A 25,231-nucleotide genomic window follows, 5' to 3' on the forward strand; every position below is an offset into this window, starting at 1 on the left:
GTAGTAAGACATGTCACCAGTTATTGGTATAGGGATTATTGTTATTGTAGCACTTTTGTTATTAGGGATACTTTTGAGTTTTATTCCTGTAGGATTATGGATTACAGCATATTTTTCAGGTGTAAAAATAGGGATTTTTACTTTGATAGGGATGCGTTTTAGAAGAGTATCTCCATCAAGAATTGTAAATCCTCTTATTAAAGCCACGAAAGCAGGATTAGATTTAAATATTGATAAATTAGAAGCCCATTATCTTGCTGGAGGGAATGTAAATAGTGTAGTTGATGCTCTTATCGCAGCGCAAAGGGCAGATATATCTTTAGAATTTGAAAGAGCAGCTGCCATTGATTTAGCAGGGAGAGAAGTGTTAAGTGCTGTTCAGGTAAGTGTTAATCCAAAAGTCATAGAAACACCAAAGGTTTCAGCTGTTTCTAAGGATGGAATAGAAGTAATGGTAAAAGCAAGAGTAACCGTAAGAGTAAACATTGAAAGACTTGTGGGTGGTGCTGGAGAAGAAACGATTATAGCTAGAGTAGGAGAAGGAATTGTAACTACTGTAGGTAGCTCTGAGACCCATAAGGAAGTATTAGAAAATCCTGATTTGATTTCAAGAACAGTTTTAGCTAAAGGACTAGATGCGGGTACTGCTTTTGAAATATTATCTATTGATGTTGCAGATATAGATGTAGGAAGAAATATTGGAGCACAACTTCAGACAGAACAAGCAGAAGCAGATAAAAGAATTGCTCAAGCAAAAGCAGAAGAAAGACGAGCTATGGCTGTTGCTAAGGAACAAGAAATGGTTGCAGCTGTTCAGGAAATGAGGGCAAAAGTTGTAGAAGCAGAAGCGGAAGTGCCAAAAGCTATGGCAGAGGCTTTAAGATCTGGAAAACTTGGGGTAATGGATTATTATAACATGCAAAATGTTATGGCAGATACGAGTATGAGAAAAACCATATCTTTATTAGGAAAGGAAGAAGATAATAATCCTAAAGAAACGAAATAATGAATTAAGTGTTTGAATTCAAAGGATGTGATCATATGGATTTTGATGATATTATTCCTATTTTAGGAATTGTTGCATCAATTTTAGGATTAATCTTTAAAGATAAAAAGAAAGAACATAAAAAAGGTAAAAACAAAATTGAAAATAAAAAAGATTCTTCTAAGGAGTTATCCTATATAGAAAAATTCAAGGACATGAGAAACTCTTTAAAACAAGAGCTATCATCAGCATTAGAAGATAGTAAAAAAGATGCTGTTAAAAGTAAAGAAAGTAATGATCATGAACTGAGGCTAGAAAATGATAAAAAAGCCATTGATCAAAATGAAAGAGAAGGTAATCTTACATTGGAGATGCCTGTGAAAAGAAAAAAAATGGCAGTATCAGAAGAAATAAAAGATGTTATTCATGAGAATGAAATAGGGAAGGAAACCCTTGTATTAAATAAAAAAAATATTATCAAAGGGATTATTCTATCAGAGATATTACAAAAGCCTAAATCATTAAGATGATAAAAAGCTGTGAAATTTATTTTCACAGCTTTTTGTTGTACAAGGACACGGAAAATAAAGTAATACAGCATGATTTAGGCGCATAAACTTAACTATAAAGGGGGAGTGTCTTATGAAAAGCAAAACAAAAGAAATAAGAGAGAGCGTATCGGAACTATTAGAACTTCCCAAGGACATTATGTTAGATCTTCCTAGAATTACTTTGCTCGGAAAGTTACAGTTGTACATAGAGAATCATAAAGGAATTATTGAATATTCTGATACACGAATAAGAGTGAATACAAAGAGTGGTGTAATTAGGATAACAGGAAGAGAGCTTTCAATAAAAACGATTGTTACTGAAGAAATTATTATATGTGGTCAAGTTGAAAATATTGAGTTTATAGAATAAGGGGGGAGGATTTTGCTCATTGTAAAGCTATGGAATTTCTTCAGAGGATATGTTGTTATAAAAATAGAAGGATTTAGCCTAGAAAAGTTTATAAATTATGCTATTGCAAGAGGCATATACCTTTGGGATATTGTTCGAATAGATTATACAACCCTTGAGGCAAAGGTAGGTCTTAAAGGATATAAGGAACTAAGACATATTGTAAAAAGAGCAGGATGTAAAGTAAGAATTAGAGAAAAAATAGGATATCCTTTTTTTATGCATAAAATTCGAGCAAGAAAAATGTTTACTATTGGATTTGTTGTTTCTATATGTATTATTGTGTGCACCACATCTTTTATATGGAATGTTGAAATTACAGGAAATGATAAGATATCAAAAGCAGATATTGAGAAGCATTTGACAGCGTTAGGTTTATATGAAGGTGTATTTAAATATAAACTGGACATAAATGATATTGAAAATAGCATGATGATAGAAATTAAAAATTTAGCGTGGGTAGGGATACAAATAGAAGGAACAAAAGCAATTGTAGAAATTGTAGAAAATATTGATCCTCCACAAAAAATACCTAAAAATATTCCATGTGATATTGTAGCTATAAAAAAAGGTGTTATTGAAAAATTGATTGCAAAAAATGGAGATGCAATAGTTATGAAAGGTGATATTGTAGAAAAAGGAGAAACATTAATAACGGGAGTGATCACAAGAGAAGGGCTAGAGAATAGATATGTACATGGATTTGGAGAAGTTTTTGCAAGGACTTACTATGAAGAAAATGATGAAATATCATTGATAAAAACTAGAAAAATTAAGACTGGAAATAAATTTGTAAGGAGAATTATAAAAATTGGAAATAATCAAATTATACTAAGTTTGGGAGATATACCTTATAATAATGTTATAATTGAGAAAAAGAATAAAAGTCTTTCAGGTTGGAGGAATATTAAAATCCCTGTCGAAATTATTATAGAAGAATATTATGAAGCCATTGATAAGAAAGAAACAATAGATAAAAAGGCGGCTAAAAAAGCATTAAGGGAAAAAATAGCGGTAACTCTTATGAATAAAATGCCTAAAGGTATAAAAATTTTAAATCAAGATATAAAATTTGTTGAAGAAAAGGATCAGATTAAGGCAAAACTTACTATTGAAGCATTAGAACAAATTGGAGTACAACAAAAAATTCAGACCATTATCAAATAAGGAGGCTTATTGATTGGAACAAAAATTAATAGAAAAAAGAATGAGTATGAATGAAATGGATTACACGAAAGAGTTATTTGGCAATTTTGATAGCAATATTAAAATTATTGAAAATATATTTCATGTAGATATTGTATCTAGAAAAGGCGAAATTGTTATTATGGGAAGTCCTAAAGATGTTGAGATGACAGAAAAATTGATCAATAGGCTTATTAAAGTACTTGAGTCAGGGGAAATACTAGACAGTCAGAAAATCAATTATTCTATAAAACTTCTTAAAGAAGGACAAGAAAATGAAATTCAGGGCTTATTAGAAGATGTTATTTGCATAAGTGCTAAGGGAAAACAAATAAAACCTAAGACATTAGGACAAAAAAAATATGCTGAAAGTATAAAAAAGAATGATGTAGTCTTTGGTATAGGTCCTGCTGGAACGGGGAAAACCTACTTAGCAATGGCTATGGCTGTAAGTGCTTTTAAAAATAAAGAAGTAAGTAAAATTATTCTTACAAGGCCAGCTGTAGAAGCTGGTGAAAGCTTGGGTTTTTTACCTGGAGACTTACAAGAAAAAGTAGACCCTTATTTAAGACCCCTTTATGATGCTCTATACGATATACTAGGTGGGGAAACTTTCTTAAAATATAAAGAGCGAGGAATGATAGAAGTAGCGCCTCTTGCATATATGAGAGGGAGAACATTAAATGACAGCTTTATTATTTTAGATGAAGCGCAAAATACAACAAAAGAGCAAATGAAAATGTTTTTGACAAGACTAGGGGTTGGGTCAAAAGCTGTTGTAACAGGAGATATCACACAAATAGATTTACCCAAAGGAAAAGAATCAGGACTTAAACAGGCAGTAAAGATCTTGTCTGATGTGGAAGGAATAGGTTTTGTATTTTTAAATGAAAATGATGTAGTAAGACATTCATTGGTACAAAGGATTATTAAAGCCTATGACAAATACGAAAAAAAGAAGGAAATGGATACTAAAAATAAGAAGAAACGATAGATAAACTTTATCCAGATCGGATAAACTAGGAGGAAATCTGTATGACCTTTTTTAAGCATGTCATGGATAAAATGAATGATACGGCTCTTTTTAGATTTTTTCAAAAAAAAGTTGTAAATAAGATTGTGATAGGATGTGTTTTTTTTCTTTTTCTTTTTTTTAGTCTGGTTACCAGTCTTGTACCTCAAAAATATGAACTTCAAGTAGGACAAAAAGCGCCTATAGATTTAAGGGCTCCTAGAGATATTGAAAACAAAATAGAAACAAATAGATTGATTGAAAAAGCTACAGGAGCTGTTGAACCAAGAGAAAAAGTAGATCCAATGATTCAGATCGATATTAATAAAAAAATCGAAAAATTTTTTACGAATGCTTATGAGGTTCGAGAAATAGAGGAAAGTAACAATGAAAAAAAGTTAGCTTCATTAAAGGAAAAAAATAATATAAACTTAAGCGATGAAGAGCTTACATTAGTTCTTTTAGCTCCGGATAAACAGCTAAAAGGTATGGAAAGTTATATATATGAAATTATTACAAGGGTTATGTCTACTGGGATTAAGACAGAAGATCTTGAAAAAGAAAAAGAAGATATTACAAATTATTTTAAAGGACTTAAGGATTTTTCAAAGGAAATAAGGTTGTTAGGAAGTAAAATTGTAAATACATCTATTCAAGCTAATCGATTTTTAGATATTGAAAGAACACAGCAAAAGCGAGAAGAGGCAAAAAATAGTGTTGAAAAAGTTATCCTTAAAAAGGGAAGTATTATTGTTAGTGAAGGAGAGATTATTACTAAAGAACAGTTTCAGCTTTTAAAGGATGCAGGAATGACAAAACAACAGGGAAAGAAAGATTTTTCTTTGCATTTTGGTGTTGCTATTTTAGTGTTGATTGCACAAGGGCTACTTATTTTATATATGTATGTATTTCATAAAAAACTTCTTAGATCCATATCAAAACTTTATTTAATATTTATTATATTTTTATGTGTTTACTTAGTAGCTAAAACAACTTATGTAATTTCTCCGTATATTGCACCAGTAGTAGGGGCTGCAATGCTTGTAGGCATTTTGCTTGATACGAGATTGGCTATTGTTGTTAATTTAGCAATGACGATTCTTCTCACGTTGAGTAGTGGCAATAATATTGGTTTCTTTATTACTGCTCTTGTAGGAGGAACGGTAGGAGCATGTAGTGTTATAAATACGCATCAACGATCAAATATATTTTTATCCGGGTTAATTGTCAGTTTTAGTAATATGATGATTATTATTGGCCTCGGATTAATCAACCATTATGAACTATCGAAAATTGCTATGGATGCTTTGTATGGTGTGCTGAATGGGGTGTTTTGCGCTATCTTAACCATCGGGTCATTACCATTATGGGAATCTGTTTTTCAGATTTTAACGCCCCTTAGATTATTAGAGTTATCCAATCCTAATCAGCCAGTTCTTAAGAAATTATTAGTTGAGGCACCAGGGACCTATCATCACTGCATTATTGTTGGAAATTTAAGTGAGCCAGCAGCAGATGCAATAGGAGCCAATGGACTATTAGCAAGAGTGAGTGCTTATTATCATGATATTGGGAAATTAAAAAGACCCTATTTATTTAAGGAAAATCAATTAACAAGTGATAATCCCCATGACAAGCTTACTGCTAGTTTGAGTGCTATGATTATAACAAGTCATGTAAAAGATGGAAAAGAAATAGGAAAACAGTATAAATTGCCTCAAGAAATTATTGATGTGATTGAACAGCATCATGGAAATACATTAGTCAAATATTTTTATCATAAAGCCATGAATGAAGATAGTTTTGAAGAAATAAAAGAAGAAGATTATCGCTATAAAGGAAGAAGACCACAATCTAAAGAATCAGCTATTGTCATGCTAGCAGATTCAGTAGAAGCAGCTGTTAGAAGTATGCCAGAACCCAATAATGAAAAGATCAAACACTTAATTGATAAAATAATTGGGGACAAGCTGAGTGATGGGCAATTAGATGAATGTGATATTACTTTAAGGGATTTAGAAAAAATTAAAATATCTTTTCAAACTGTTTTAATGGGGATTTTTCATGAACGTATAGAGTATCCAGAAATTAACACAAAAAAGGTTGAGGTGAAAGAATAAATGGAAGTAATGATTGATAATAGACAAGAAATAGTAGTGCATGAGGAGAAACTTGAAAATTTGATACGAATAGCTGTTGATTTGTGTTTAGAAAAAGAAGAAGTAAGTAAGGAAGTAGAGGTTAGTATATCTTTTGTAGATAATGAAGAAATTCATAGGCTAAATAGAGATTTTAGGGGAGTAGATCGACCTACGGATGTTTTGTCTTTTCCTCAATATGCAAATATTAAAGAAATAGAGGAACCAACTTGTATAGGGGATATTGTTATTTCTTTAGAAAAAGCAAAAGAGCAAGCCATTGAATATGAACATTCTTTTGAGAGAGAAGTATTGTTTTTAACGGTCCATAGTATGTTTCATCTTTTTGGGTATGATCATGATACAGAAGAAAATAGAAAGATTATGAGAAAAAAAGAAGAAGATGTATTAGAAGAAATGGGCATACTAAGAAAATAAGAGAGGTATTTTATGCAAGTAAGAAAATTAATAGATAGTTTTAACTATGCTATTGACGGGATTATTTATACCCTTAAAACCCAGCGCAATATGAGAATACATTTTACTATGGCTATTATGGTGCTATTTTTAAGCTTGTTTTTTGATTTATCAAAGCTTGAAATGCTTATTTTATTTTTTACCATATCATTAGTAATTGTTGCAGAGATGATTAATACTTCCATTGAAGCAGCCATAGATTTGATTACAAAGGAGTATCATGAACTAGCAAAAATTGCAAAAAACGTGGCAGCAGGAGCGGTGTTCATATCTGCTTTAAATAGTATTGTAGTTGCGTATATTATATTTTTTGATAAATTTAATTTTGCGACAGAGTGGGTTATTCACAAAGTGAGAAAAATGCCTATGCATACTACTTTTATTAGCTTAGTTATTGTAAGTTTAGTGGTCATTAGCATAAAAGCATATGTGGGAGAAGGAACTCCTTTAAGAGGTGGAATGCCTAGTGGGCATACGGCTATGGCTTTTTCAATTTTAACTTCTATTGCTTTTGTATCTGAAAATACATTGACCATTTCATTGTGTCTACTTTTAGCCATTTTAGTTGCTCAAAGTAGAATTGAGGCAGGTATTCATGATATTTTTCAGGTTTTGGTTGGTGCAATTTTGGGTATATTTATCACTGTATTTATTTTTCAAATGATTTACTAGGGGGAGTAGATAATATACTTCCCCTTTATAGACCGTATTGGGAGGAATTGTTTTGTTTACATATCATGAAGGGATTAAGTTAATTTTACTCATTATTTTGCTCTTTTTATCTGGAGTGTTTTCAAGTGCTGAAACAGCCTTGACTTCAATGAATATTATTAAAATAAAACAACTTCAAAATAAGGGAAAGAAAGATGCAGAAGTTTTAGAAAGATTGATGCATAAGACACCCAAAATATTAGCAACTATATTAATTGGGAATAATATTGTTAATATTGCTGCTACAGCTATTGCAACAGAACTTACATTCAAAATAATCTCTGGAAAAAATGCAACGGTGGTTGCTACTATGGTGATGACGGTATTAGTATTGATTTTTGGGGAAATAACTCCTAAAACTTATTCTTCTCATTATCCTGAAAAAGTAGCTATAAAGCTAGGAAAACCATTAGAAATATTATCTTTTGTTTTTTACCCAATTTTAAAAATTTTAACAGCTATCACAAATTTCATTATCAAATTATTTGGAGGAGATATCCAAAGAACGAAAGTATTAGTCTCAGAAGAAGAAATAAAGACGCTAGTAGATGTAGGAGAAGAAGCAGGGATTATTGAACGAGATGAGAGGGAAATGATTAATAGTATTTTTGAAATAGGAGATATTGAAGTAACAGAAGTAATGGTGCCAAGGATTGATATGATTTATCTTGAAGAAGAATCTACCCTTGAAGAAGCCTTGAATGTAGTAATGGAATATGGCTATTCAAGAATTCCTGTTATAAAGGATACAATAGATAATGTTGTAGGAATTTTGTATGCGAAAGATTTGTTAATATACTCAAAAAAGAATCCATCAGATTTTGAAATTCTTAAATTAATCAGAGGGGCATATTATGTGCCTGAAAGTAAAAAAGTTAGTGATTTATTAAAAGAAATGCAAAAAGAAAAGACCCATATGGCTATTATTTTGGATGAATATGGAGGAACTTTAGGATTAGTTACAATAGAAGATATTTTAGAAGAAATTGTGGGAGATATATTAGATGAGTATGACAATGAAATAGAGTTTATAGAGCATTTAGAGGAAAATGCATTAATTGTAAATGCCAAAGCATCTATTGAAGAAATCAATGAAATATTAGCAGTGAATCTTCCTGAAGAGGAATATGAATCTATAGGAGGATTTGTATTTAATTTATTAGGGAGAGTGCCTGTTAAGGGAGATGAGATGGAATTAGGGGATATAAAAATTAAGGTTTTAAATGTACAAAATAGAAGAATAAAACAATTAGAAATCAAAAAAATCAATTTATAAGATAAATTTTTCATAAAAAAAGGGGAGACTAAAAATGAAAGAAACAGAACTAATTGGAATTTTAAAAAAAGGTAATTTAAAGGAATTAAAAGCTATAATAGAAAATGAGAAGGATATAGATATTGACAAAGACCATGCATTGAGGGTAAGTGCAGAAAATGGTTATATTGATATGGTCAAATATTTGCTGAAAAAAGGTGCTGACATACATACTGATCATGATTATGCCTTGAGATGGAGTGCTAGTGAAGGACATATAGAGGTTGTTCAATATTTAGTAGAACAAGGAGCTAATATTCATATAGAAAATGATTATCCTTTAAGATGGAGTGCAAATAGAGGACATATAGAGGTCGTTCAATATTTAGTAGAACAAGGAGCTAATATTCATGCTGACAATGATTGTGCATTAAAAATGAGTGCTATTAATGGACATACAAAGGTTGTTGAATATTTAGTAGAACAAGGGGCTAATATTCATGCTGAGGAGGATATTGCTTTTAGATTAAGTGCTAAAAATGGACATATAGAGGTAGTGAAATATTTAATCAAGCAGGGTTCAGATATATATATTGATCATGACTATGCTTTAAGATGGAGTGCAGGCTTTGGGCATATAGATATTGTGAAATATTTAGTAGAACAAGGTAATTATGATCACATAAGATATTCTGATAAAATAAATCCGAAAGAAGGGATTATTTTATATTTTAAAGATAAAGATCTAGTGATTACTGATTATTTTACTGGAACTTTAGAAAAATTTGAAAATAGAGTAGATGAAACTTATAAAAATACTAATGAAAAATATTATAAAGAATATATAGCGTTCATAGCAAAATGCAAATAAAAAGGAGGTAAATCCATATAGAAATGTTTTCTATGAAAACCATAAGAAAGATTTTTATAACAGGTTTATTAGCATTGATTCCTATTGTTGTGACAATATCTGTAATCATATGGATATTCAATATGGTGGACTCTATATTTAGAGTGCCTCTAGAAAAAATTATTGGATTTCGTATTATCGGTATAGGGTTTATTCTAACAATTATCATTATTTTTGGTACAGGTATTTTTGCGACAAATTATTTAGGAAAGGAATTTATTCAGCTTATAGAAAAAACATTAAGTAGAATTCCTTTGGTAAATACATTGTATTTATCTATTAAGCAGTTAATTGATACCCTTTTTATGAAGCAAAGATATGCTTTTAAACACACAGTTCTTGTAGAGTATCCGTCCAAAGGAATATTTACAATAGGATTTGTTACAGCAGATGCACCTAAGGAAATTTCAGAAAAGACAGGAGAAAAAATGAAAAGCATTTTCATTCCTACCACACCCAATCCAACATCGGGCATGTTTATTATGATACGGGACAAGGAAATTATTTCACTCAATATATCTGTTGAAACAGCTTTAAAGTTAGTCGTGTCTGGTGGGATTTTACTTCCAGAACAAAAACAAATGAAATAAGGAAAGGATGAGGGGGACATGTTAAAAAATAAAAAAATTGTAATTTTAGTATTAGCAATTTTTATGACTACTTTTTTAGCTGGTTGTGGAGGGGAAAAAGAGCAGTCTGTTATTATAGAACAAGAACCTGAGGTAGTTGTGAATAATGAAGAGACAATTGTAGAAACAGTAGATAGTGAAGAGTCAAATAAAATAGAAGAAAAGGAAGGGCTACCATCACCTATTAGTGGAATCTACACAAGTGAAGAAAATATTCATAAAAGACCTTTTGCAGTAATGCTTGATAATCAAAAGTATGCAAGACCTCAAGCAGGACTAGATCAGGCAGAAATTGTTTATGAAGTTTTGGCAGAAGGATGGATTACAAGATATATGGCCATTTTTTTAATCAATGAACCAGACTTAATTGGACCTGTAAGAAGTGCAAGACCTTATTTTTTAGATAAAGCTATGGAATATGATGCCTTATATATTCACGATGGTGGAAGTCCTCAAGCTCTTTTAGATATAAAAAAATTAAAAATGGCAGATATTAGTGCCCAGTCTAGAGGAAAAGATATTTTCTGGAGAAAAAATCATAAAAAAAGACCACATAATGAATATACAAGTACTGTTGCAATAAGAAAGGCTGCAAAACAGAGTCATTATAGGGAAAATGTAGACTTTGAAACTTTAAAATTTAATGAGGAATATCAAACCATTTATGGAGATTCTTTAACTTATGTTAAAATCCCTTATGATAAAAATTATAAACCAAGCTTTAAATATGATGAAGATGAGGGGATTTACTATAGATATATAAACGATCAACCTCATTTAGATGAAAGATCAAAGAATCATTTAACTGCCCAAAACATTATTATTCAAAAATGTGAAACAAAAGTAATAGATAGTGCTGGAAGAAGAGAAATAAAATTAGTAGGTGAAGGAGAAGGCTTTTTTATTACAAAAGGGCAATTGCGAAAAATTATTTGGAAGAAAAATTCTAGAAGAGCTCTTACAAAATTTTTCTATGAAGATGGAGAAGAGATTAAGTTAAACCCAGGAGTTACTTGGATAGAAGTAATTCCATCCAATTTTGAAATGATTACACAGTAAGAAAGGGTGAAGAATTTTGTCAGAGAAAGAATTATTTGAAAGGGCAGTAAAAGCAAAGGAATATGCTTACGTACCTTACTCAAATTTTAGAGTAGGTGCAGCAGTTCTAACAAAGGATGGGAAAATTTATACAGGCTGCAATGTGGAATGTGCTTCTTTTGGTGGAACAAATTGTGCAGAAAGAACTGCTATTTTCAAAGCAATATCAGAAGGGAATAGAGATTTTGAAGCTATTGCTATAGCTAGTGATAATGGTGCATTTACATTTCCATGTGGCATTTGTAGACAAGTTATTTTTGAATTCGGGAAAGATATTAAAATTATTGTAGGAGATGGATATGGAAAAATTAAGGTAATTCCTATAGAGGAATTATTACCATATGGTTTTAGCGGTGAGGATTTAAATAAATAGAAAGAGGGTTAATAGATGAAGTTTAAATCAGGATTTGTAACAATTATTGGAAGACCTAATGTAGGAAAATCAACACTAATGAATCAAATTATTGGAGAAAAAATTGCAATTATGTCTGATAAACCTCAGACAACTAGAAATAAAATTCAAACCATTTATACAGAAGAAGATTTTCAGATTATATTTTTAGATACACCAGGGATGCATAAACCTAAAAATAAACTAGGAGAATTTATGCAAAAATCTGCACAACAAACACTCAATGAAGTAGATGTGATTTTATTGGTAATTGATGATACAGCAGATATGGGGCCTGGAGACAAATATATTTTAGAAATGTTAAAAAATATTAAAACACCTATTGTTCTTGTCATCAATAAGATGGATAAAATACCTCCTGAAAAGTTTGAAGAAATCTATAATAGGCACTATGATGAAAAAATATTTAAAGATATTATTGCTATATCTGCTCAAGAAAACAAAAATGTTCAAAAACTTGTGAAAAAAATTGTAGCATTATTGCCTAAAGGACCTCAATATTTTCCATCTGATATGATTACAGATCAGCCAGAAAAGGTGATTGTTAGTGAAATCATACGAGAAAAATTGCTTCACTATTTACATGAAGAGGTGCCACATGGTGTAGCAGTAGAAGTTATGAGCATGAAAAACAGAAAAGATAAAGATATTGTAGATATTAGTGCAACCATTTATTGTGAAAAAAAATCTCATAAAGGGATAATTATTGGGAAAAATGGAAGAAAACTAAAGGGCGTAGGGAAAAGTGCAAGGCAAGATATTGAAAATCTTTTAGGGTCAAAAGTTTTCTTAGAGTTATGGGTTAAGGTGAAAGAAGATTGGAGAGACCAACAAAATATTCTAAATACCTTAGGATATAAGTTATAAAAGAATAACAAAATTTACAATGTATACAAACACCCTAATCAAGAAAAAAATAAGATATGAAGCATAATTGAGAGAGGTGACTAGGGTGTTAGAAAAAATACTTTGGAATTTGTTTTTTGTTACAGGGGATATTGATATTTATTTAGATTATAAAAAGGTTGAAGAAACAACAAAAGTAGATGAAAATGAAGAAGCTGTTTTTTTAGATACCTATTCTTTGAGGTGATAGAATGCTTTTAAAGACAGATGCTGTGGTCTTAAAGCAAAAAAAGTTTGGTGAAAGAGATGCGGTTATTACATTATTTTCTAAAAAATTAGGAAAAATACAAGGAGTAGCAAAAGGGTTTAAAAGAATTAAAGGAAAATATTCAGTAGGAACACAGCCCTTTTGTTATGGAGAATTTGTGTTGTTCAAAGGAAAAGATTTATATCAGGTGTCTCAGGTAGATTTAAAACAATCCTTTTATAAACTTAGAGAAGATGTTATAAAATTAACCTATGCTTCATATATATTAGAATTAACGGAAAGTATTATTACAGAGGGACAGACGAACAACCGATTGTTTGATTTACTAGTTGAATATTTACATATTTTTTCTAATATGAATAAGGAATATGAAACCTTAACAAAAGCATATGAGTTAAAACTTTTGATGTATTCAGGCTACAAACCAGAAATCAATAGGTGTGTTAGTTGTGGAAGTACAGGAAATGAAGAGATTAAATTTAGTGCTAGAGAAGGTGGACTTTTATGTAGGAACTGTTTGGGCATAGATCCATATAGTATGAAAATTTCAAGTGTTACCATTAATGTAATGAAATATTTAATGCATACTGATTTAACTCAAATATCAAAACTTAAAATTAAGCCTAATGTATTAAAAGAGTTAGAAAAAATAGTTAAACATTATATTCAAACACATATAGATAAAAATCAGTTTAAGAGTTTGCAGTTTTTAGAAGCTATAAAATAATAATAAAAAAGGTGGTGCCATTATGGAAATTACATTAGAAATGATTGACCAAGTAAGGGATCGAACTGGTGTAAGTTATAAGGAAGCAAAAGAAGCTTTAGAAGCAGTAAATGGGAATGTGATAGATGCGATTATTCATATTGAAGAGGCGCAAAATACAAAATGGACAGATAATATCTCTGGAGTAGGTAATGAAGTAGTAGAAACGCTAAAAGATATTATTAAAAAAGGAAATGTCACGAAAATTGTTTTAAAGAGAGATGGGGAAGTAATTATGAATATTCCTATAACAGCTGGAGCAGTAGGAGCTGTTTTATCTCCACCTATTGCTATGGTAGGGACAGTAGCAGCTTTAGCAACAAAGTGTAAAATCGAAATTGTGAAAACAGATGGTCAAATTGTTGATATTAATGAAATGGCAGAGGAAACATTAGAAAATATGAAAAATACAGCAGAAGGTACACTAGGTAGTTTAAAATCAAAAGTAAATGAATATACTAATAAAGAAACAACAGAAAAAAAAGATGAAACTATTCATTTAGATAAAGATGAAGATAAAGAATAAAAATAGACCTTTACATTAATAAGTGAATATGTTAAAATTACGTAAAAATATATTTTTGCAATGACAGAGAGGAGTAATCAAAAGCAATTATAGAAGAGAGTCGGTGCTAGTGGGAATCCGATATAATCTTTTGATGAATGGAGCTCTTGAGCAATGAATGAAAGTGGATACATTTGTATCAACTAGGGTGGAACCGCGGAAGGATAACCTTTCGTCCCTTACTATGGGACGAGGGGTTTATTTTTTTACAGTAAATGAGAAGGAGGATTTTAAATGACTACAGAGAAGACAATGGACAAAATTGTTTCATTGGCAAAAGGAAGAGGATTTATATTCCCAGGATCTGATATTTATGGAGGTTTGGCAAATACGTGGGATTATGGACCAATGGGAGTTGAATTAAAAAATAATGTAAAAAAAGCTTGGTGGAAAAAATTCATCCAAGAATCTCCTTATAATGTAGGGCTTGATGCTGCAATCTTAATGAATCCACAAACATGGGTAGCATCTGGACACGTGGGAGGATTTAATGATCCACTGCTTGATTGTAAAAAGTGCAAAGCAAGATTTAGAGCAGATAAACTTATAGAAGATTATTTCAGAGAAAAGGGACAAGAAGAAGTAGTAGATGGCTGGACAAATGAGAAAATGGAAGGCTTTATTAATGAAAAAGGGATAAAATGTCCAGAATGTGGTGAACTAGATTATACGAATATTAGACAATTTAATTTAATGTTCAAAACTTATCAAGGGGTAACAGAAAGTTCAAAATCAGAAATATTTTTAAGACCAGAAACAGCTCAAGGGATCTTTGTAAATTTCAAAAATGTACAAAGAAGTGCAAGAAAGAAAGTACCTTTTGGAATTGGTCAAATTGGTAAATCCTTTAGAAATGAAATCACACCAGGAAACTTTACTTTTAGAACTCGTGAATTTGAGCAAATGGAGCTTGAGTTTTTCTGTAAACCTGGAGAAGATTTAGAGTGGTTTGCTTATTGGAAAGATTATTGTAAAAATTGGTTATTATCATTAAACATGAAATCAGAAAACATTAAAATGAGAGATCACGATCAAGAAGAATTATCTCATTATAGTAATGCCACAACAGATGTTGAATACAAGTTCCCATTTGGTTGGGGCGAGCTTTGGGGCATTGCAGATAGAACTGATTTTGACTTAAAACAGCATAAGGAGCATTCAGGAGTTGATTTAAGCTATCAAGATCCAGTAACAAATGAAAAATATATACCATATTGTATAGAGCCATCTCTAGGAGCAGATCGAGTAACATTGGCATTTTTAGTAGATGCTTATGAAGATGAGGTATTAGAAGATGGAAGTAGTAGAACTGTTTTAAAATTACACCCAGCATTAGCACCATATAAAGTGGCAGTGTTACCACTGACAAAGAAATTAAGTGAAGGTGCTGAAGAATTGTATTCAAAACTTGCTAAGAAATTTATGGTTGACTATGATGTATCTGGTAGTATCGGAAAAAGATATAGAAGACAAGATGAAGTAGGTACACCGTTTTGTATTACTTATGATTTTGATACTTTAGAAGATCATTCAGTTACTGTAAGAGATAGAGATACAATGGAGCAAGTAAGAATAAAAATAGAAGACTTAGAAAGATATATTGAAGAAAGAATTGTTTTTTAATAGAAGGAGTGAATTTTACAAAAGACAATAGATAGAATAAAATATTCTCTCTATTGTCTTTTGTTATAGTATCGTAGTACTTTATACCTTAAAGCTTTATAGTACATCTAATATTTATAATATTTATAAAAAAAATCCCAAAAAAGTATAGCGTAAATAAGAAATGTTTGTTACAATGATATATATAATATAACATATAAAATAAATAGTATAACATATTGATTAAAATTCTATAAAAGAGGTGATTCATATAGAATTCACAGAGCGTCAAAAAAAAATTACTAACATTGTAAAAGAAAACGAACCTATTACTAGTGAACAAATTGCAAAACTATTAAAAGTTACAAGAGCTACATTAAGACCTGATTTAGCCATACTTACAATGACTGGAATTTTAGATGCAAGACCAAAGGTAGGGTATCTATATTCAGGTAATCATCCGGTTAATTTAATTTCTGAGGAAATTCACCGTATAAAAGTAAGTGATATAAAAGGTATGCCTATAGTAGTTGAGGAACAGACTACCCTTTATGATGCTATTGTAACATTATTCCTTGAAGATGTTGGAACCATGTTTGTTGTATCTAATGGATATCTTACAGGTGCAGTATCTAGAAAGGATTTTTTGAAAAATATTATGGGGGGTACGGATATCAATAAAGTACCAGTAGGTTTAATTATGACCAGAATGCCCAATATCATTATGACTTACCCAAATGAAACTGCACTAGAGGCTGCCAGTAAGATTATAGAGCATGAAGTGGACAGTCTTCCAGTAGTAGAAAAAGTCAAAGTAAATGGAAAAGAAAATTACAAAGTAATAGGCAAGGTATCTAAGACCAACATAACAAAATTGTTTGTTGAGCTTGGGAGTCAATAATTGAAAAGGGGGCATAAAAGAATGAATCGTAGACTCGTGGTATATGTAATTTCTGATTCAATAGGAGAAACAGGAGAACAAGTAGTAAAGGCAGCTATTAGTCAATTTGTATGTAAAGATTGTGAAATAAGAAGATTTCCATATATATCAGAAGAAGAACAAATTATAGAAATTATGAATGAAGCAAAAAACGAAAATTCTATGATTGTCTTTACAATGGTAATACCAAGTTTAAGAAAAATACTACTTGAAAAGGCTAAAGAACATAATATTATTACTGTAGATGCTATGACGCCTATTGTAGAAGCTTTAGAAAAGGCATTAAAAGAGACACCTAAAAATGAACCAGGATTAATAAGAAAATTAGATGAGAAATATTTCAAAAAAATTGAGGCCATTGAATTTGCAGTAAAATATGATGATGGAAAAGATCCTAGAGGCTTAAAAAAAGCAGATATTGTTTTAATTGGTATTTCAAGAACTTCTAAAACACCACTTAGTATGTATCTTGCGCATAAAAATATTAAAGTAGCAAATGTTCCGTTGGTTCCAGAAGTTCCTGTACCAGATGAATTATTTAAAATTTATCCTAGAAAAATAATAGGACTTACAACAAATCCTATAAAACTTAATGAAATAAGACAAGAAAGACTGAAAGCTTTAGGACTTAAAAATGAAGCAAATTATGCAAGCATGGATAGAATCTTAAAGGAATTAGATTATGCAGAAAACATAATGAAAAGAGTTGGGTGTCCAATCATTGATGTGGCTAGCAAAGCAATAGAAGAAAGTGCAGGGATTATTTTAGAAATTATAAAAGAAAATGCTTAAGGGATTATGATTATAAAATTAGAGTGTGCTATATGAAAGGAGTTTTGGGTATGAAAAAATATATATATGCTTTTCATGAAGGAAATAAGGAAATGAAGTCATTGTTAGGAGGGAAGGGAGCAAACTTAGCAGAAATGACTAAAATAGGACTTCCTGTTCCTCCAGGATTTACGGTTACTACTGAGGCTTGTAACAAATATTATGAAGATGATAAAAAAATCAGCCAAGAGATTATAGATGAAGTTTTTAACAATCTTCATGAGTTAGAAGAAAAGATTCAGAAAAAATTTGGAGATATAGAAAATCCTTTGCTTGTTTCTGTAAGATCTGGCGCAGTTATTTCTATGCCTGGAATGATGGATACAATTTTAAATTTAGGACTTAATGATGAATCAGTGGTAGGACTTGCAAAAGCAACTGGCAATGAAAGATTTGCATATGATAGTTATAGAAGATTTATTCAAATGTTTAGTGATGTAGTTTTAAACATTCAAAAATATAAATTTGATCATATTTTAGAGAAAGAAAAGGAATTAAGTAAAGCCCAATTAGATACTGATTTAACTGTTGAAAATTTGAAAAATATTATCAAAGAGTATAAAACAATAGTTAAGAAAGAAACTAGAAAAGAATTTCCACAAGGTCCTAAAGACCAGTTACTTATGGCAATAGAAGCTGTTTTTGATTCATGGAACAATGCTCGTGCTATTGTTTATAGAGAAATCAATGATATACCAAGTCATTATGGAACAGCAGTAAATGTACAATCCATGGTTTTTGGAAATATGGGAGACACATCAGGTACAGGGGTAGCATTTACAAGAAATCCTGCAACAGGTGAGAAAAAAATGTTTGGTGAATTCTTAATGAATGCACAAGGAGAAGATGTTGTAGCAGGCATTCGAACACCTCAGCCGATTCGTGAACTCAAAAATACCATGCCAAAGGTTTATGAACAATTTGTAAATGTTGCGAATCTTTTAGAAACTCATTATAAAGATATGCAAGATATTGAGTTTACTATTGAAAAAGGAAGACTATATTTATTACAAACAAGAAATGGGAAAAGAACAGCAGCAGCAGCTATCAATGTAGCAGTAGATATGGTAGGAGAAGGGATTATCGATAAAGAAGTAGCTGTTATGAGAATTGAACCAACCCAACTAGATCAATTATTGCATCCAACTTTTGAAAAGGAAGCTATGGAAAAGATTGAAAAAATTACTCAAGGATTACCAGCATCTCCTGGGGCGGCTACAGGAAAGATCTATTTTAATGCCAATGATGTTGTAAAAGCAGCTAATGAAGGTGAAAGAGCTATCCTTGTAAGACTTGAGACATCTCCTGAAGATATTGAAGGAATGGTATCTGCACAGGGAATTTTAACAGCAAGAGGTGGAATGACGTCTCACGCTGCGGTTGTAGCAAGAGGTATGGGAAAATGTTGTGTAGCAGGATGTGGAGAAATAAAAGTTGATGAGATGAATAAAGTCTTCAAGGTAGATGGTAAAATATTCAAAGAAGGAGATTACATATCATTAGATGGGAATACGGGTAATGTCTATGGAGGTAAGCTTCCAACAAAAGAACCAGAGTTATCTGGTAATTTTGCAAAGTTAATGAGTTGGGCTGATGAGATAAGAACACTAAAGATTAGAACTAATGCAGATACACCAAGAGATGCTTTAACAGCTGTAAAATTTGGAGCAGAAGGAATTGGCCTTTGTAGAACAGAACATATGTTTTTTGAAGAAGAAAGAATTCCTGCTGTAAGACAGATGATTGTAGCACAAAATGTAGAAGAACGAATGGAAGCTTTAAATAAATTACTTCCATTCCAAAAGAATGACTTTGTTGGAATTTTTAAAGCTATGGGAGAAAAACCGGTGACTGTAAGACTTCTTGATCCACCACTACATGAATTTTTACCGAACAATGATGATGATATCAAAATATTATCTGAACAAATTAAGGTTTCGTACAGTACACTAAAAGAAATTGTTGAAGATTTGAAAGAATTTAATCCTATGCTTGGACATAGAGGCTGTAGATTAGCTATTACTTATCCTGAGATCTATGAGATGCAGGTAAGAGCAATCATTATGGCTGCAATAGAGGTGAAGAAAGAAGAAAATATTCATATTCAGCCAGAAATTATGGTACCACTTATTGGTCATGAAAAAGAGTTAAAAATTATCAAAGAACTTATTGTAAAAACTGCCGATAAAGTAATAGAAGAAAGTAGTGCAGATCTTGTATATAAAATTGGTACAATGATAGAGGTACCAAGGGCTGCATTAACAGCTGACGATATAGCAAAACATGCAGAATTTTTCTCCTTTGGTACAAATGATTTAACACAAATGACTTATGCTTTTTCAAGAGATGATGCGGGTCGGTTTATTGGAGAATATAGAAAAAAAGAAATATTTGAAAAAGATCCATTCCAAAGATTGGATCAAAATGGTGTTGGTAAATTAATGGAAATTGCTGTACAATTAGGAAGAAAAACAAGAACGAATATAAAATTAGGAATTTGCGGAGAACATGGTGGAGATCCAGAATCTATTGATTTCTGTCATAGAATAGGCCTTGAGTATGTTTCTTGTTCTCCTTATAGAGTACCTATTGCAAGATTAGCAGCAGCCCATTCAGCTATAAAAAACAAATAACAAATAAAAGACATGGGAAAATTTTTCCATGTCTTTTATTTGTTTAAGATGGATTAGATAGAGGAATAAAATTAATATTGTGGTATATATATAAATACAAGAAATTTTTTATACTTTAAGAAATTATAAGATTTAGAGTTTGTGGATAACTTCTAATTGGAAAGTTAAATATTTAAGCACTTTGAGTAAGTTTTATTGCAAAAGAGTAGTTTTGTAGTGAAACTTACGAGACAAGTATATGCGAATTTTTTATATTACCAAAGTTAGTTTTGCTCATAAAGTTAAGAACTAAGGGATTGATACAAAAATCAGTATATAGTATAAGGACTGTGCAGAAAATAGCATATTTTAGTTGTATGCTTAAGATATTGATGAGTTACTTATATATGAGAAAAGAGGGATATAAAAAATGATATTTAGAGAAATAACTGAAAAAATGGAAGAACAAAATCTTTCATCTTTTGCTACAAAGTCAATTCGAACAAAAGGAAGAAAAGTGTCAGAAGAGAAATGTATGATTCGCACAGAATATCAAAGAGATAGAGATCGAATACTACATGCTAAGGCATTTAGGAGACTTAAGCATAAAACACAGGTATTTCTCTCTCCAGAAGGAGATCATTATAGAACGAGACTCACTCATACATTAGAAGTAGCTCAAATTTCCCGTACTATAGCACGAGCATTGCGGTTAAATGAAGATTTAACAGAAGCTATTGGATTAGGGCATGATATCGGACATACTCCCTTTGGACATAGTGGAGAAAAAATATTAAATAAAATTCATAAAAATGGATTTAAACATAATCAACAGAGTTTAAGAGTAGTAGACTATTTAGAAAAAGGGAAACTAGGATATGGCTTAAATCTTACTTATGAAGTTAGAGATGGGATACTAAACCATACGGGAGAAAATGAACCATCCACATTAGAGGGAGAAATTGTAAAACTTAGTGATAGAATTGCTTATATTAATCATGATATTGATGATGCAATAAGGGCAAATGTCATTAGATTTGATGATCTACCTAAAGATTGTCTAAAAATATTAGGAAAAACTCATAGTGAAAGAATTAATAGGATGATTATAGATGTAATAAAAAATAGTTATAATAAAAAAAAAATTAGAATGAGTGAAGAAAAATGGGTATATACAAATAAATTAAGAGAATTTATGTTTAGTAATGTATATTTAAATAAGAAGGCTAAAAAAGAAGAAGAGAAGGCACAATATATATTAGAACAGCTATATGGGTACTTTTTAAAAAAACCATATAAAATGCCTCAAGAAATGGTGAAAAGAGTAGAGGAATGTGGTTTAGAAGAGATAGTAAAGGATTATATAGCAGGAATGTCAGATCGATATGTTATTAATAAATATTTAGAAATTTATGTGCCTAGTGTATGGGAATGATAATTCTGAAAATTATGTATTTTAGTTTTGGAATAATTTAAGAAGGATTAGAGATACTTATGTCGAATATTGTGATGCATAGAAAAAAAAAGGTGGGCATGTATATATATGACAATATTTGTTGATGGTGATGCTTCTATCAACTGATCTTCAGAGGACATATAAACATGAAAATTATGAGAGGAGGAGGTAAAATCAAAGGATATGCTAATGACAGTAAAAAGGGTGATACTCAATTTATTACGAGTTTAAATAAAGTAATAAATCAGTCCCTAAATCATTCTCATCAATAGAGGATTAAATTTCACAAAGGGAAGGAAATTTAATAAATATGGAGAAACAATAATAAAAGATTGTATAGGTGATGGATATGGGGATTGTATTTGATGAAGGATTAATTGATGAAATAAAATCACAAAATGATATTGTGGATGTTGTTTCAAAATATGTCCACTTAAAAAAAGCTGGACAAAATTATAAAGGATTATGTCCTTTTCATCATGAAAAGACACCTTCCTTTATCGTATCAGATGAAAAACAGTTTTATCATTGTTTTGGGTGTGGAGAATCTGGTGATGTAATCAGTTTCATGATGAAGCTTGAAAATTTAGACTTTATAGATGCACTTCGCTTACTTGGAGAATGGGCAGGAATAAATATTGATGAAATTTCTACATCTAAGAAGGAAAAAGAAGAAATATATCGAAAGAATAATATATATCAAATAAATAGAGATGCAGCTTTTTATTATTATAAGAATTTAGTTAAGGAAGAAAATAAAGGGCTGAGTTATTTATTCAAAAGAGGCCTTAATATTAAAACAATAAAAAAATTTGGATTAGGTTATGCAAAAGATGGTTGGGAAGCGTTAAATAACTATCTTCTTAAAAAAGGATATGACCAAGAGTCAATCTTTAAAGCTGGATTGGTCTTAGAAAGAAAAAAGAAAAATGGTTATTATGATAGATTTAGAAATAGGGTTATTTTTCCAATTATCAATACAACAGGGAAAGTTATTGGCTTTGGAGGTAGGGTAATAGAAAATAAGGAACCTAAATATCTAAACTCTCCTGAAACGCCGGTTTTTAATAAAGGAAATAATTTATTCAGTTTGAATCTTGCAAAAAATGAAGTAAGAAAAATGAAACAAATTATTGTAGTAGAAGGGTATATGGATGTAATTGGTTTGTATGAAAGTGGCATAAAAAATGTTGTTGCATCTTTGGGGACAGCACTTACTAAAAATCAAGCCAATTTATTAAAAAGATATGCGGATGAGGTGATTATTGCATATGACGCTGATATAGCAGGACAAGCAGCTACATTAAGAGGACTTGATATTTTAAGGGAAGCAGGATGTGGAGTACGAGTGGTTCGTTTGTCTGAAGGGAAAGATCCAGATGAGCTTGTTAGAAAAAAAGGAAAAGAAGCTTTCTTAAAGGAAGTTAAAAATGCTTTGTCATTAATAGATTATAAAATCATGTTGTCTAAAGAAGAAAATGATCTAACAACTTCTGAAGGAAAAGTAAAATTTGTAAAATCTATCACCCAAATATTAAAGCAGCTGAAAAGTCCTGTGGAGATAGATGTGTATATTAAAAAAATAGCACGAGAATCAGAAATTTCAATAGAAGCTATAAAGACGGAAATTTATGGAAATAATAAGAAAAATAATGAAAAAAAAGAGATAGTGGATACTAGGAAGTATAGAAGTAAACATGATAGGTATACTAATAAATATAATATACAACCATTAAAGCCAATACAAAAAATTGGGTATATTGAAGCAGAAAGAGCTTTACTAAAATTAATTATAAATAATAAGACTTTTTTTCAGAGAGTAAAAGAACAACTTTGTTTTGAAGATTTTATGGATCAGTCGAATAGTAAAATTGCAGAACTGGTTTATGGATTATATGAGATTAACGATAGTATTGACTTAGAAGCAATTCTAAATCAATTGAATATAGAAGAAGTTTCAATATTACATCAAATTAAAAATAGTATTGTCCCGAAGGAGAATGTGGATAAGGCTTTAAATGATTATATAAAAACCATTCAAAAGCATAAGATCGTACAGAGGAAAATTTATATAGAAGAAGAATTAAAAAAACTTGAAAAAAAAGAAAATAAATCAAAAGAGCAGATAGTGAGGATAAGAGAGTTATGTATAGATTACGAAAAGTTACTGAGGGAATTAAAAAAATTGTAGGTATGTTAGAAGGGAGGGGAGTATAATGAGCAAGAAAAATCAAAATAAAAAGGTGCAATCTGTAAAAAAGCTTATAGAAAAAGGCAAAAAAAGAGGCATGCTGACATATACTGAAATTATGGATACCTTAGAAGAGATAGATATAGATAAGGAACAAATTGAACAAGTGTATGATAATTTAGCTGCAATGGGAATTGAGATTGTAGGTGAAAAGGAAGAAAATACTGAAGAGGCAAAAGAAGAAGAAGAAGAAGTAGTGGAACTAGATATTTCTATCCCAAAGGGGATTAATATAGATGACCCAGTAAGAATGTATCTTAAGGAAATTGGAAAAGTACCATTGCTTTCAGCTACAGAAGAGATAGAATTAGCAAAAAGAATGGAAGATGGGGACGAAGAAGCTAAAAGAAGACTCTGTGAAGCAAACCTAAGACTTGTTGTAAGTATTGCTAAGAGATATGTTGGAAGAGGCATGTTATTTTTAGATTTAATACAAGAAGGAAATTTAGGGCTAATTAAGGCTGTGGAAAAATTTGACTGGAGAAAGGGTTATAAATTCAGTACTTATGCAACCTGGTGGATAAGACAGGCCATTACACGAGCTATAGCAGACCAAGCAAGAACTATAAGAATTCCTGTCCATATGGTAGAAACAATCAATAAACTTATAAGAATATCAAGGCAACTCCTTCAAGAATTGGGAAGAGAACCGAAGCCTGAAGAGATTGCAAAAGAAATGGATCTTCCTGAAGAAAAGGTTAGAGATATATTGAAAATTGCTCAAGAACCAGTATCTTTAGAAACTCCTATTGGTGAAGAAGAGGACAGTCATCTTGGTGATTTTATTCCTGATGATGATGCTCCAGCTCCTGCAGAAGCAGCAGCCTTTTCAATGCTTAAAGAACAGTTAGTAGAAGTTTTAGACACCTTAACACCAAGAGAACAGAAGGTTTTAAGATTAAGATTTGGCTTAGATGATGGAAGAGCAAGAACGCTAGAAGAAGTTGGTAAAAAGTTTGATGTTACAAGGGAAAGAATAAGACAAATTGAAGCAAAAGCTTTAAGAAAGCTTAGACATCCTAGTAGAAGTAAAAAGTTAAAAGATTATTTAGAATAAAGATTCGCGTATACGCGAATCTTTATAATTACCAATATTGCTTTTGATTACCATATTCAATTTTCTTTTGTTTTTCTTCTGGGCTCTCTGCAGCATCTAGTTGATCTTGTAGATAATGCATAATTTGATCAGCTGTTTCTTCCCATTGTGTAGTGGTACCACCCCATTCAAAGTGGACTAAGTTTTCAATAATATCATCAGGTTTCTTTTGTGATTTTTTAACATTCATAAAAAAACCTCCTTAATATAATTTTTGTAGGATTAT

25 protein-coding genes and 1 other annotated feature are annotated in these 25,231 nt (G+C 30.9%); of the genes, 24 read left to right on the top strand and 1 reads right to left on the bottom strand.

The window, feature by feature from the left end:
- Positions 1–10 precede the first annotated feature (10 nt).
- The 24 genes from floA to rpoD all read left to right on the top strand — a co-directional run bounded on the left by floA (position 11) and on the right by rpoD (position 24,966).
- Positions 11–1,006 (top strand): flotillin-like protein FloA, encoded by a 996-nt coding sequence (floA, locus tag K7H06_RS06390; protein ID WP_223039051.1) that lies wholly within the window; start codon positions 11–13, stop codon positions 1,004–1,006.
- A gap of 35 nt (positions 1,007–1,041) precedes the next feature.
- A complete protein-coding gene (locus tag K7H06_RS06395) occupies positions 1,042–1,515 on the top strand; it encodes a hypothetical protein (RefSeq protein WP_223039052.1) in 474 nt (157 codons plus the stop codon).
- 112 nt (positions 1,516–1,627) lie between these two features.
- Positions 1,628–1,906 carry a sporulation protein YqfC gene (yqfC, locus tag K7H06_RS06400; protein ID WP_223039053.1) on the top strand — a complete coding sequence of 93 codons (279 nt, stop codon included), beginning with the start codon at positions 1,628–1,630 and terminating at the stop codon, positions 1,904–1,906.
- Positions 1,907–1,918: 12 nt separating this feature from the next.
- Positions 1,919–3,112 carry a sporulation protein YqfD gene (yqfD, locus tag K7H06_RS06405; RefSeq protein WP_223039054.1) on the top strand — a complete coding sequence of 398 codons (1,194 nt, stop codon included), beginning with the start codon at positions 1,919–1,921 and terminating at the stop codon, positions 3,110–3,112.
- A gap of 55 nt (positions 3,113–3,167) precedes the next feature.
- On the top strand, positions 3,168–4,124 hold the full coding sequence (locus K7H06_RS06410) for a PhoH family protein (protein WP_484795930.1): 957 nt from the start codon (positions 3,168–3,170) through the stop codon (positions 4,122–4,124).
- A 41-nt stretch (positions 4,125–4,165) separates the two neighbouring features.
- Positions 4,166–6,262 (top strand): HD family phosphohydrolase, encoded by a 2,097-nt coding sequence (locus K7H06_RS06415; RefSeq protein WP_246637645.1) that lies wholly within the window; start codon positions 4,166–4,168, stop codon positions 6,260–6,262.
- Positions 6,263–6,718: an rRNA maturation RNase YbeY gene (gene ybeY / locus K7H06_RS06420; RefSeq protein WP_223039055.1), complete on the top strand. Its 456-nt coding sequence runs from the start codon at positions 6,263–6,265 to the stop codon at positions 6,716–6,718.
- Positions 6,719–6,730: 12 nt separating this feature from the next.
- A complete protein-coding gene (locus tag K7H06_RS06425) occupies positions 6,731–7,429 on the top strand; it encodes a diacylglycerol kinase (protein WP_223039056.1) in 699 nt (232 codons plus the stop codon).
- A gap of 52 nt (positions 7,430–7,481) precedes the next feature.
- On the top strand, positions 7,482–8,744 hold the full coding sequence (locus K7H06_RS06430) for a hemolysin family protein (RefSeq protein ID WP_246637646.1): 1,263 nt from the start codon (positions 7,482–7,484) through the stop codon (positions 8,742–8,744).
- A gap of 34 nt (positions 8,745–8,778) precedes the next feature.
- Positions 8,779–9,594, top strand: coding sequence for an ankyrin repeat domain-containing protein (locus K7H06_RS06435; RefSeq protein ID WP_223039057.1), 816 nt, complete (start codon positions 8,779–8,781; stop codon positions 9,592–9,594).
- Between the two features lie 32 nt (positions 9,595–9,626).
- The gene (locus tag K7H06_RS06440) at positions 9,627–10,223 is read left to right on the top strand and encodes a DUF502 domain-containing protein (protein ID WP_223039058.1); all 597 of its coding nucleotides are present in this window, start codon (positions 9,627–9,629) and stop codon (positions 10,221–10,223) included.
- A gap of 18 nt (positions 10,224–10,241) precedes the next feature.
- Positions 10,242–11,321, top strand: coding sequence for a DUF3048 domain-containing protein (locus K7H06_RS06445; protein WP_223039059.1), 1,080 nt, complete (start codon positions 10,242–10,244; stop codon positions 11,319–11,321).
- 16 nt (positions 11,322–11,337) lie between these two features.
- On the top strand, positions 11,338–11,733 hold the full coding sequence (locus K7H06_RS06450; protein WP_223039060.1) for a cytidine deaminase: 396 nt from the start codon (positions 11,338–11,340) through the stop codon (positions 11,731–11,733).
- 15 nt (positions 11,734–11,748) lie between these two features.
- Positions 11,749–12,639 (top strand): GTPase Era, encoded by an 891-nt coding sequence (gene era / locus K7H06_RS06455; RefSeq protein ID WP_223039061.1) that lies wholly within the window; start codon positions 11,749–11,751, stop codon positions 12,637–12,639.
- 85 nt (positions 12,640–12,724) lie between these two features.
- The gene (locus K7H06_RS06460) at positions 12,725–12,865 is read left to right on the top strand and encodes a hypothetical protein (protein ID WP_223039062.1); all 141 of its coding nucleotides are present in this window, start codon (positions 12,725–12,727) and stop codon (positions 12,863–12,865) included.
- 4 nt (positions 12,866–12,869) lie between these two features.
- A complete protein-coding gene (gene recO / locus K7H06_RS06465; protein WP_223039063.1) occupies positions 12,870–13,613 on the top strand; it encodes a DNA repair protein RecO in 744 nt (247 codons plus the stop codon).
- Between the two features lie 22 nt (positions 13,614–13,635).
- Positions 13,636–14,178 (top strand): DUF4342 domain-containing protein, encoded by a 543-nt coding sequence (locus K7H06_RS06470; RefSeq protein WP_223039064.1) that lies wholly within the window; start codon positions 13,636–13,638, stop codon positions 14,176–14,178.
- A gap of 51 nt (positions 14,179–14,229) precedes the next feature.
- Positions 14,230–14,400 (top strand) — a binding site (T-box leader).
- Between the two features lie 51 nt (positions 14,401–14,451).
- Positions 14,452–15,840, top strand: coding sequence for a glycine--tRNA ligase (locus tag K7H06_RS06475; protein WP_223039065.1), 1,389 nt, complete (start codon positions 14,452–14,454; stop codon positions 15,838–15,840).
- Between the two features lie 250 nt (positions 15,841–16,090).
- Complete coding sequence (gene ccpN / locus K7H06_RS06480; RefSeq protein WP_343216824.1) at positions 16,091–16,720, top strand: transcriptional regulator CcpN; 630 nt, start codon at positions 16,091–16,093, stop codon at positions 16,718–16,720.
- Between the two features lie 21 nt (positions 16,721–16,741).
- A complete protein-coding gene (locus K7H06_RS06485) occupies positions 16,742–17,551 on the top strand; it encodes a pyruvate, water dikinase regulatory protein (RefSeq protein WP_223039067.1) in 810 nt (269 codons plus the stop codon).
- A gap of 44 nt (positions 17,552–17,595) precedes the next feature.
- Positions 17,596–20,223 (top strand): pyruvate, phosphate dikinase, encoded by a 2,628-nt coding sequence (ppdK, locus tag K7H06_RS06490; RefSeq protein WP_343216825.1) that lies wholly within the window; start codon positions 17,596–17,598, stop codon positions 20,221–20,223.
- Positions 20,224–20,632: 409 nt separating this feature from the next.
- A complete protein-coding gene (locus K7H06_RS06495; RefSeq protein WP_223039069.1) occupies positions 20,633–21,637 on the top strand; it encodes a deoxyguanosinetriphosphate triphosphohydrolase in 1,005 nt (334 codons plus the stop codon).
- Positions 21,638–22,007: 370 nt separating this feature from the next.
- Complete coding sequence (gene dnaG, locus K7H06_RS06500; RefSeq protein WP_223039070.1) at positions 22,008–23,849, top strand: DNA primase; 1,842 nt, start codon at positions 22,008–22,010, stop codon at positions 23,847–23,849.
- A gap of 25 nt (positions 23,850–23,874) precedes the next feature.
- Positions 23,875–24,966 carry an RNA polymerase sigma factor RpoD gene (gene rpoD / locus K7H06_RS06505; protein ID WP_223039071.1) on the top strand — a complete coding sequence of 364 codons (1,092 nt, stop codon included), beginning with the start codon at positions 23,875–23,877 and terminating at the stop codon, positions 24,964–24,966.
- Positions 24,967–24,994: 28 nt separating this feature from the next.
- On the opposite strand, the gene K7H06_RS06510 is transcribed toward rpoD, so the two are convergent.
- Positions 24,995–25,195 (bottom strand): hypothetical protein, encoded by a 201-nt coding sequence (locus K7H06_RS06510; RefSeq protein WP_223039072.1) that lies wholly within the window; start codon positions 25,193–25,195, stop codon positions 24,995–24,997.
- Positions 25,196–25,231 lie beyond the last annotated feature (36 nt).

The organism is Crassaminicella profunda (assembly GCF_019884785.1).
Taxonomy (GTDB): domain Bacteria; phylum Bacillota; class Clostridia; order Peptostreptococcales; family Thermotaleaceae; genus Crassaminicella; species Crassaminicella profunda.